Source organism: Roseovarius azorensis (assembly GCF_900109455.1).
Classification (GTDB): domain Bacteria; phylum Pseudomonadota; class Alphaproteobacteria; order Rhodobacterales; family Rhodobacteraceae; genus Roseovarius; species Roseovarius azorensis.
The window spans coordinates 1-8,858 of the sequence record NZ_FOAG01000028.1 but is presented as its reverse complement, the minus strand read 5'-3'; the positions used below and the strand labels follow the sequence as shown (position 1 = coordinate 8,858).

Genomic DNA, 8,858 nt, shown 5'->3' with positions numbered 1-8,858 from the left:
TGTTTCGCGGCCGGTGATGCGCTTCAGTTCGATTGGAGCGAGGAATATGTTCTGTTGGGCGGCGTTGAGCACAAGGTCCATGTGGCCCATTTCCGCCTGTGCCACAGCCGCAAGCCTTTCGTGGTTGCCTACATGAACGAGAAGCAGGAGATGGTGCTTGATGCCTTTGTGCGGGCGCTCGCATCGTCAACGGCGGAGACAAAACCGGCCACGTGGCGGCGCAAAAGTAGGCCAGTGGCGGGGCACCAAGCGCCACGGCGCGTGCGCTCCCCAGATAGCCGGCGCGGGCCATGGCGCATTGGCCCGGAGGGCCAGTTCTGCAAGGTGTGATCTGTTGCCGGCTTGGGCCTTTCGAGCGCGGCTTTGGCTGAGGCGATAGCTTTTGCCCACTCCCCATTTGCGAAGCACCGCCAGAACCCTTAAGAGACCTGTGCGCGGGTGGTGCTATGCATTGAGTTCATTCAGTCTTTCAGTTTCCCGGAGGAGGAGCGGAAAGCTGCGGTGATCGGTGCCGGCAAATCCGGGTTGTGAAGCTGGTCCGGACGATGAAAGGGGGACCTTTGACCCGTTACCCGACCGCAGCGATGATTTTCAGACTGCGTTTCATGTTGTAGGCGATGGCGGTAAGGCGGATCTGAATGGCGGCCTTGGCAAGTCCGCGCCATCGCATGCGTCGAAGCCCATAGCTTCGCTTCCAGGTGCCGAAGATCTTTTCGATGCGGGCCCGGATCCGATGGATCGGCTGGTTCCAGGCTGCAAGGCGCCCGAGCGTCTCGGCTTCGTCACGACCCCACATGCCGGTGGCGACAATGCGCGGCGTGCCGCCCCTGGCACGGACCGCATCGCCGAAATGATCGCCACGATAAGCGCTGTCGGCAAACACCTCGCCGGGATTGTCCGGCAGGGCGTCCAGGCCGGCCCTGCCATCGTTGACGTTGGCGGGCGTAACGGCGACCTCCTCCACCAGGGCGGTATCGGCATCGGCGCCGACATAGGCCTTGAAGCCGTGAACCGCCGGTTTGCCCTTGTGCTTGACCCAGCGGCCCTGGTCATCCGCTTCGCTGGCCGAGGCGATGATCGCCGCGTCGACTAGCGTGCCGGTCTTGACCTTGATCGCCCTGGACTTGAGTTGACGGGTGATCTGCTCGAACAGAGCCTTGTCCAGCCCGTGCGTGGCAAGGGATTTTCGAAAACGGACGAAGGCCGTGCGCTCCGGCGTCGGCTCCGATGCCGAGAAGCCGCAGAACCGCCGGAAAGAGGCGCGATCATCCAGCGCTTCGGCAAGCTTGACATCCGAGAGATCATGCCAGATCGACAGCAGCATCGCCTTGAACAGTGCCAGCGGCGGCCAGGCGGGCTCGCCCTTGGCGGCACAAGAAATCACCCCCAATGCGCCAGAGACCGGTGCCCAGTCGATCAAGCTTGCGAGGTCATCCAGTCACGATTGCCGACTGCGTTCAACGACAAAGCCGAACTTCTCCTGACCAATGCGCCGTCGTGCCATCGCGTCCCTAAATCCGTTGTTCGGATCGATGGAATCACGGATGTTCAAACCGGTCAAGCCACCCGCGCACAGGTCTCGATAAGTGAACAAGTCAGGCACCGTCATGCCGATTGCTAGCGTATGCCGGGTCGGGCGGATCGAACTGGACACGGTCTCCGAAGCACAGCGCTAGGTCGGTACTCTGCATGACCCAATCCCTCTCGAGCGTGATTTCAGAGTCATCTGTCCAGACCGCGTTACTCTGCCGTGCCATCCATTTGCTTGGCGGCCCAAGCGTCGAGGCGCGATGCGTGACGTTCCAGATGAAATAGTGATGCGGCACGATCACTTTCGGTCGCAGCCTTCCCCGGATCGCCTCAACCTGCTCATATCCCAGCACGTGCTGCGAGCCGTCGATGGGCAGGAGCGCCACGTCTACCTGGCCCAGGCGTTCCCAAACCTCGGGCGGCGGATCGGGACGGTTGTCGCCCCAGTGAAGGATGCGCAAACCGCCCGTCTCGATCAGCAGCAGCGTGTTGTCGAACGAGCGCCAGTTGTTTGGCGGCAGCGTCTCCATGGGGGTGAGTTTGCGCGTGAGCCCGGCCCAGTCCACATTCGCATGCGAGGTGTCCGAAACGTGCTTGTCGGCGATGCCGGTGATGGTCACGTCGGCGAATTCATAGCGCCCGACGAGACGATCGAGGAGCGTGCTTGCGTGCAGGCGGTGGAGGCAGTCATGGTCGAAATGTGCATGTGTCGAGAGGCCGATATCCACCTCGACTTCGGGAAACTCGCACAGGTACCAGTTCCACGTGCCCCACGGTGGGTTGCGCCATGGGTCGATCATCAGAGTTAGACCCGAGGGCGTAGTGATGCGAAAAGCCGAGCCGCCGAAATACGCCAGCCGCACCGGCCTATCCGCGAATGCGGCGCGCTGCAGCGCGATCATGCGGTTGTTGTTTTCGCTCTGCTTCCAGGCCCAGAGACCGTCGTTCAGGTGATCCGTCATCCCGCTCCTCCCCTACCGCTGCCATTCAGGCTAGCATCTGCTCGACGCCGTCCTCCATCTCGATCTGAAGCGAATCGTTGACTCGGTTGAAGAAGCCGCAGAGCGCGATGCGCAGAGTCAATTCCACGATCTGTTCCTCAGTGAAATGGCACTTCATCTCGTCGAAGATCGCGTCTTTCATGTAGTTGAAATTTTGGGTCACCTGCACGGCATAGTCGCGCACGAGGATGTCGACGGCGTCAAACCCCTCGGGGGTATCGACGAGAATGTCCTCGACCGCCGCCGCGCTCAGCCCGTGCGACACGGCGCGCGGCGCGTGGTGGCCGATGCAATACTCGCATTTGTTGATGGTCGAGACGGTGACCAGCGCGATCTCCAGGTATCGCTTAGGCAGCACCGCCTCGTCATGCAGCTCCAGCAACAGCCCCATGATATGCTTGACTGCAGGCGGACGGTGGGCAAAGACCTTCACCTGGTTGAGAAAGGGGCCGTAGTCGCGCGCGTAGCGCTCGTAAACGGGGCGGACCTCCTCGGGCACCTCGTCGATCTCGACATCTCTGACACGGGCCATATTACCTCCATTTTTTGGTTTGGAGAGGGGCCGCGCCCCTCTCCCGTGGTTTCAGTATTCAAGACGTTGCAGCACCACATCCTTGCCGTCGCGGATTTCCGAAAGCTGGAAATCGCGTCCGAGCACCATCCCCTCCTCGTCAAATTCGAGGCTGCCGGACGCGCCGGAATAGTTTATCTCCTCGCCCGCGCGCAGCGCCGCGAGACCATCGGCGACGTTGTAGACCGCGGTTTTGCCCTCGCCGGTGGTCACGTCCCAGACCGCCCGCGCCACGGCGGCGCGGTCGGCCGTCCCGGCCTTCTCGATGGCCAGGAGCAACGCCGACATCTGGTCACGCCCGGCGGTTCCGAACGGATGCTGGACAGATCCGGTATCCTCGAGTCCGGCCTCGTCCAGATACTGTTTGTAGGCGGGTGAGTTCAGCGCCGGAACGGGAAAGCCGTGGATGATCCCGTCGCCCGCCGCACCGACGGCTTCCTTGAACTGGTCGCCGGTCGACAGCGATGTGGTGATGACGACACCCGCGTATCCCTGCCGGTAGAGCTCCTTGTAGACGGCGGTGAAATCGGTGACGTAGGAGGGGATGAACACCGCCTCCGGCGCCTTCTCGATCAGCTGCGTCACCTCCGATCGGTAGGAGGATTGCCCGGCATTGTAATAGAACGGCTTTTGCACGAGAGCGTCCTCTCCCACCTTCTCTATAAAGCCGTCCATCATCGAGCGCGTGAAATCGTTGTTGAGCGCCATCAACGCATAACTCTCGATGCTGCGACTCAGGACGAGATCGGCGATGGCGCGCCCCCAAATCGGCGACAGCGGCTGGAAGTTGAACACCAGTCCCTTTTCGTCGGCCACGGGGATATCCGAGCTCGACGAGGTGCACATCTGGATGACGCCCGCGCTCTGGCACTTGGGCATGATCCCAAGAGTGACCGAGGACGACCAGGTGCCGATGATCGCCAGCACCTGATTGACGTTGATGAGCTTGTCGGCGGCGCGCACCGCTGTTTCTGGGTTGGTCTCGGAGTTCTCCTGGTAGAGCCGGATCTGCCGGCCGAGGATCCCGCCCGCGGCGTTCACCGCATCGGCCACCCGCTTGTGCGAGGCGGTGATGTTGGGGCCGAACGGACCGCCACCACCGGTGTTGGGGGTCAGCGATCCGATTGCGATATCGCCCTCTTGCGCGCGTAGAATCGACGGCGCGGCAAGCGTGGCGACACCGCTGGCGAGAAGCGTGCGTCTGGTCATCAGGGTCGTCATTGCATTCTCCTTGTTGGCTTGGGGTCATGTACCATCTGTTAGGCGCTTAATTTGGATGAAGCATTGAATTTTCGTTCCGGCAGCAATCCGCGCGGGCGCAGCCGCAGCGTCACGATGAGCAGAAGCCCGATCCCGATGATCCGCAGGGCCGACATCTTCTCGGCGTCGAGCGCATCGGTGAAATCGCCGACGAAGCGTGTACCCTCTAGGAAGACCATCACCGCGCCCGCACCGAGCAATATGCCGCGATTGTTGCCCGCGCCGCCGACGATCACAGACATCCAGATGAACATGGCCACCACGGGCATGAACACCTCGGGGCTGATATTCTGCACGTAATGGGCATAGAGCGCCCCGGCCAGCCCCATGAAAAAACCACCCACGGCGAAGATGCGCACTCGGTGCAACAGCACGTTCTTGCCCAGCACCGCTGCCACGACATCATCCTCGCGAATTGCTCTCAATGTGCGGCCCATCGGCGCGCGCCGGATCGCCTCGCAGACCGCATAGGCCAGCAGCACGCAGGCCGCAACAAGGCCAAGATAGAAGAGCGGGTAATGCTCCGGGGCGATCATCGTACCGAAGGGGCGCGCCTCGATCCGCAACCCGCGCGGGCCTTCGGTGATCTGATCCTCGTTGAGCACGATGAGCCGGATCATCTCGCCGACGCCCAGTGTCACGATGGCGAGGAAATCCTCGCGCAGTCGCACCGACAAGAGCGCCACCGCTGCCCCCAAGCCAAGCCCCGCAAGGCAGGCCGCCGGAATGGCCAGACCCACCGGCACGCCCAGCCTGACTGTCAGCAGTCCCGATGTATAGGCCCCCAGCGCGTAGAACCCTGCAATGCCGAAGTTAACCATGCCGGTGATTCCCCATTGCAGGTTTAGCGCGAGTGCCAGGATCATGAAGAACCCCACATAGGTGCCCATGGAAACGAGATAGACACTCATTTCTTGATCTCCGCCGTTCCCAACAGCCCTTGCGGGCGCACCAGCAGCAGCACGGCGATGATGACGAATCCCACCGCGATCTTGTAGGTCGAGGGAAGTACGAGGATCGTCGCCTCCTCCGCAAGCCCGACCAGAATGGCCCCGAGGATCGCACCATAGGGCGAGCCGATGCCGCCGAGGATCGCGGCGGCGAAAATGGGGATCGTGAGGTTCCAGCCGACCAACGGTTCGATCACCAGATCGAGTCCGGCGAATACCCCCGTCAGCCCGAAAAGAGCCCCGCAAATGGCAGTGGTGAAGGCCGTGACATGCGCTGCGCTCACGCCACGGATCGCCGCCAGCATCGGGTTGTCGGCCACCGCCCGCATCGCCCGGCCGATGCGCGTATGCGCCAGCAGCAGGTGCAGCATGACGCCGATCACGAGGCTCCAGACGATGATCTCCACCTGTTCGGGGGTGATGCGCGCGCCGAAGACATTCCACGGGCGTTGAAGCGGAATGTCGAAGCCACGTACATCCGCCGAAAAGAACAGGCGAATCAGGTTCTCGAGGATCAGTGTCACCGCGATCGACACCACTAGAAGCGTGATCGCCGACTGCCCCTGCATCGGGCGAAACACCACGACATGCGCGCCCCAGACCACCAGCGCGGTGAACGTCATCGCCCCCGCCGCCGCCAGTGGCAGCGGCAAACCGAGCGGCACGTTGAGCGTATAGGCGGCGAAGGCCCCCACCGTAATGTAGCCGCCGATCGCAAAATTCGGAAACCGCAGGATCCCGAAGAGCAGCGAAAAGGCCATCGCGGGCGGCGCGATCAGGGCGGCGTTGACCAGCGCGTTGACGATCATCTGAAGGCTCATGCGCGCGTTCCCAGATAGAGTTCTGATACTTCGTTTGAGGCGAGCAGCGATTGGGCAGTGCCTTCGAGCGCGACCCGCCCCGCCGCCATGACGATGCCGCGATGCGCGATGCGCAGCCCCTCGATGGCGTTCTGCTCGACCATCAGGATCGCCACGCCTTGGGCGTTGACGCGGCGCACGATGTCGAACATCTGCCGCACCATCAGCGGGGACAGCCCCGCCGATGGTTCGTCGAGCAACAGCACCTGCGGTTCCAGCATCATCGCCATGCCGAAAGCCACCATCTGGCGTTGTCCGCCCGAGAGGTTGCCCGCCCGCACCCGGCGCAGCGGTTTAAGATCGGGAAACATCCCGTAGACCCGCGCGCAGGTGGCCTCGGCCCGGCGCGGATCGGTCCATGCGCCCATAGTCAGGTTCTCATGCGTGGTCAGTTGGCGAAAGACGTTGGCCTCCTGCGGCACATAGGCCATGCCCGAGCGCGCGATACTCGCGGCAGGCAGCCCTGCGATCTCGCGCCTGGCGATGCACACGCTGCCCGAGATCGGGCGCACAACTCCCGCGATGGTCTTGAGCAGGGTCGATTTGCCCGCGCCATTGGGCCCGATGATGCAGGTGATCTGCCCCTCGCACAGATCGAGCGTCACATTCTGACAGATCACCGCCTTACCATAACCCGAGGTGAGGCTGCGCGTGGCGAGCACCGTCTCAGCCATTCGCCACACTCCCCAGATAGGCCTCGATCACCGCCGGATCGCGACGCAGATCGTCGAAGCCGCCCTTGGTCAACAGGCTGCCCTGCGTCATCACCACCACCGGGTCGCAAAGCTGCGCGATCATGTCCATGTCATGCTCTACGATGAGAAAGGTCTTGCCGTGCTCGCGGTTCAAGCGCCAGATCATGTCCGTCAGCGTGTTCATCAGCGCCGGGTTCACCCCCGCCCCCGGCTCGTCGAGCAGGATCAGGTCGCAATCGATCATCAGCGTGCGAGCCAGTTCCAGAAGCTTCTTCTGTCCGCCCGAGAGATCACCGGCGTAATCGTCGCGCAGATTCGTCAGCGTGGCGATCTCCATCACCTCGCAGGCGCGGCGATAAACCTCCGCCTCCTGCGCGCACACCGCGCCGGGACGCAGGAAGATCGGCCAGAAGTTTTCGCCAAGTTGAAGCTGCGGCGCGAACATCAGGTTTTCTAGCACCGTCATGCGCTGAAATTCCCGGGCAAGTTGAAATGTGCGGATCAGCCCCAGCCGCGCCCGCCGCCAGGGCGCTAAGCGCGTGATGTCTTGCTCCTTGAAACTTACTTGCCCCGCGTCGGGGCGTATCACGCCACTCAGCAGGTTGAAAAGCGTCGACTTGCCGGCACCGTTGGGCCCGATCAATCCCGTGATCGTGCCCCGGCTCACCTCGAGAGACATGCCCCGTACAGCCTGCACGCCGCCGAAACTCTGCCACATGTCAGTAGCTTCCAGCAGTGCGCTCATGGCCTGATTGCCCCGGTCAGACGCAGGCGGATAAGATCGGACAGCAGAGCAAGTGCCGACCGCGCCTTTTGCGGATCAGGTTCGATCATCTGTCCCACGCGCAACCCGCGCAAAGAGGAGGTCACAACAAGCATCAGCGTTTCAGCTTCGTCCGCACTCAGCCCCGCCGTGCCGAAGACTTCACGCGCGGTGCAGCGATAGCTCGCAAACATTCGTCGCATCCAGCCTTCGACATGCTGCTTGAGATCAGGATCCCCACGAGAGGCCGTCATCATGTCAATGGTGACCGAAACATAGGTGTCCGTCATGAGTCCGGTCCAGGCGCGCTGGATAAACACATCTGGTTTTAGTCCTTCCTTGCGGTGCTCGGCGCGTATCGCGGTAGAGGCTTCCACCACCGAGGCCCACATCCCGCCGGTCGCCCGCTTCACGAGATCCGTCCGCGTCTCGAAGTGATGAAGAATCGCACCTCGTGATGCATCGGCGCGCTGCGCGATCATGGTCGTAGTGAGATTGGCGTATCCGACCTCGGCAATGAGCGATACCGTCGCGTGGCACAGATTTTCAATGGTCGCGGCTGAGCGCTCGTCCTGCGTCCGGCGCCGTGTCGCCCGGGTGGCTCCGGGCACGCTCTTGCGTTGCTGGGCCTTCATCACATTCCCCCTTTGGTCCAAGCACAACACAGGCGTTTCGCTTTTGCAACAAACATTCATGCTTGTATGTAAATATTTACCCCCGACGCCACCCACCTTGCTTCCGGGAGATCGGAGTGTCTGAGCGCCTCCAACAAAACCACGAAACGAAGTGATACCCAGTGGGATGATCCTTGGCATCACCGGCGCAGCGGTGACGGATCTTGGAAGGATGGGTGTCGCGGAGCCCTTATTTGGGCTCATTCTCAATTTGTGTGTCACTATTTAGCGGCGCTTTGCAGATTGAAGGGATCGGTTCGTGGTATCGAAGAAACATTGGGCCCCAACTGGCAGCGTCGAAGTCGGTGAGGTTCGCCAGACTGAAACGGGCGCTTGTGTCGTATCAGGCAGGCTGGTGACGCCGTCGAGGGCGTCCGCGGGTCGGCGGTAATCATGCGATTTGGCAGCCGATAGGCGCTGTTCAACGTAGCGCTCTGGATGCAGCCGGTGACTTCCTGTTCACCGTGCTGCCTGACGCGCCACAACGGCCAATGCGAATTCAACCAGATAATCGTTCAGCGCGCGTGATGCGTCTGTTGCGGCCTCGGCATTGC

The 8,858-nt window shown here is 62.1% G+C and carries 9 protein-coding genes and 1 pseudogene; 1 reads left to right on the top strand and 9 read right to left on the bottom strand.

Annotated features, from left to right (window positions below; translation table 11 throughout):
* A pseudogene (locus tag BSG08_RS19760) lies at positions 1 to 177 on the top strand (IS21 family transposase); the annotation flags it as partial.
* 391 nt (positions 178 to 568) lie between these two features.
* Here BSG08_RS19760 and BSG08_RS18955 read toward each other — a convergent pair.
* The 9 genes from BSG08_RS18955 to BSG08_RS18915 all read right to left on the bottom strand — a co-directional run bounded on the left by BSG08_RS18955 (position 569) and on the right by BSG08_RS18915 (position 8,265).
* Positions 569 to 1,438 carry an IS5 family transposase gene (locus BSG08_RS18955; RefSeq protein ID WP_483880129.1) on the bottom strand — a complete coding sequence of 290 codons (870 nt, stop codon included), beginning with the start codon at positions 1,436 to 1,438 and terminating at the stop codon, positions 569 to 571.
* A 157-nt stretch (positions 1,439 to 1,595) separates the two neighbouring features.
* Positions 1,596 to 2,492, bottom strand: a complete 897-nt coding sequence (locus BSG08_RS18950) for an MBL fold metallo-hydrolase (RefSeq protein ID WP_093039408.1) — start codon at positions 2,490 to 2,492, stop codon at positions 1,596 to 1,598.
* A gap of 25 nt (positions 2,493 to 2,517) precedes the next feature.
* Positions 2,518 to 3,063, bottom strand: a complete 546-nt coding sequence (locus tag BSG08_RS18945; RefSeq protein WP_093039407.1) for a carboxymuconolactone decarboxylase family protein — start codon at positions 3,061 to 3,063, stop codon at positions 2,518 to 2,520.
* A gap of 51 nt (positions 3,064 to 3,114) precedes the next feature.
* Positions 3,115 to 4,323 carry an ABC transporter substrate-binding protein gene (locus BSG08_RS18940; RefSeq protein WP_245770757.1) on the bottom strand — a complete coding sequence of 403 codons (1,209 nt, stop codon included), beginning with the start codon at positions 4,321 to 4,323 and terminating at the stop codon, positions 3,115 to 3,117.
* 38 nt (positions 4,324 to 4,361) lie between these two features.
* Positions 4,362 to 5,273 carry a branched-chain amino acid ABC transporter permease gene (locus tag BSG08_RS18935; protein WP_093039406.1) on the bottom strand — a complete coding sequence of 304 codons (912 nt, stop codon included), beginning with the start codon at positions 5,271 to 5,273 and terminating at the stop codon, positions 4,362 to 4,364.
* Positions 5,270 to 6,133, bottom strand: coding sequence for a branched-chain amino acid ABC transporter permease (locus BSG08_RS18930; protein WP_093039405.1), 864 nt, complete (start codon positions 6,131 to 6,133; stop codon positions 5,270 to 5,272). Before BSG08_RS18930 ends, BSG08_RS18935 begins: the two co-directional genes overlap by 4 nt.
* On the bottom strand, positions 6,130 to 6,846 hold the full coding sequence (locus tag BSG08_RS18925) for an ABC transporter ATP-binding protein (protein ID WP_093039404.1): 717 nt from the start codon (positions 6,844 to 6,846) through the stop codon (positions 6,130 to 6,132). The genes BSG08_RS18930 and BSG08_RS18925 overlap by 4 nt, the downstream gene beginning before the upstream one ends.
* Positions 6,839 to 7,612 carry an ABC transporter ATP-binding protein gene (locus tag BSG08_RS18920; protein ID WP_093039403.1) on the bottom strand — a complete coding sequence of 258 codons (774 nt, stop codon included), beginning with the start codon at positions 7,610 to 7,612 and terminating at the stop codon, positions 6,839 to 6,841. Before BSG08_RS18920 ends, BSG08_RS18925 begins: the two co-directional genes overlap by 8 nt.
* Positions 7,609 to 8,265: a TetR family transcriptional regulator gene (locus tag BSG08_RS18915; RefSeq protein WP_175544841.1), complete on the bottom strand. Its 657-nt coding sequence runs from the start codon at positions 8,263 to 8,265 to the stop codon at positions 7,609 to 7,611. The genes BSG08_RS18920 and BSG08_RS18915 overlap by 4 nt, the downstream gene beginning before the upstream one ends.
* Positions 8,266 to 8,858: the final 593 nt, after the last annotated feature.

Excerpts from the sequence above, each read along its gene's own strand:
- BSG08_RS18950 (WP_093039408.1), bottom strand. The coding sequence starts at position 2,492 with ATGACGGATCACCTGAACGACGGTCTCTGGGCCTGGAAGCAGAGCGAA.
- BSG08_RS18945 (WP_093039407.1), bottom strand. The coding sequence starts at position 3,063 with ATGGCCCGTGTCAGAGATGTCGAGATCGACGAGGTGCCCGAGGAGGTC.
- BSG08_RS18940 (WP_245770757.1), bottom strand. The coding sequence starts at position 4,323 with ATGACGACCCTGATGACCAGACGCACGCTTCTCGCCAGCGGTGTCGCC.
- BSG08_RS18935 (WP_093039406.1), bottom strand. The coding sequence starts at position 5,273 with ATGAGTGTCTATCTCGTTTCCATGGGCACCTATGTGGGGTTCTTCATG.
- BSG08_RS18930 (WP_093039405.1), bottom strand. The coding sequence starts at position 6,133 with ATGAGCCTTCAGATGATCGTCAACGCGCTGGTCAACGCCGCCCTGATC.
- BSG08_RS18925 (WP_093039404.1), bottom strand. The coding sequence starts at position 6,846 with ATGGCTGAGACGGTGCTCGCCACGCGCAGCCTCACCTCGGGTTATGGT.
- BSG08_RS18920 (WP_093039403.1), bottom strand. The coding sequence starts at position 7,612 with ATGAGCGCACTGCTGGAAGCTACTGACATGTGGCAGAGTTTCGGCGGC.
- BSG08_RS18915 (WP_175544841.1), bottom strand. The coding sequence starts at position 8,265 with ATGAAGGCCCAGCAACGCAAGAGCGTGCCCGGAGCCACCCGGGCGACA.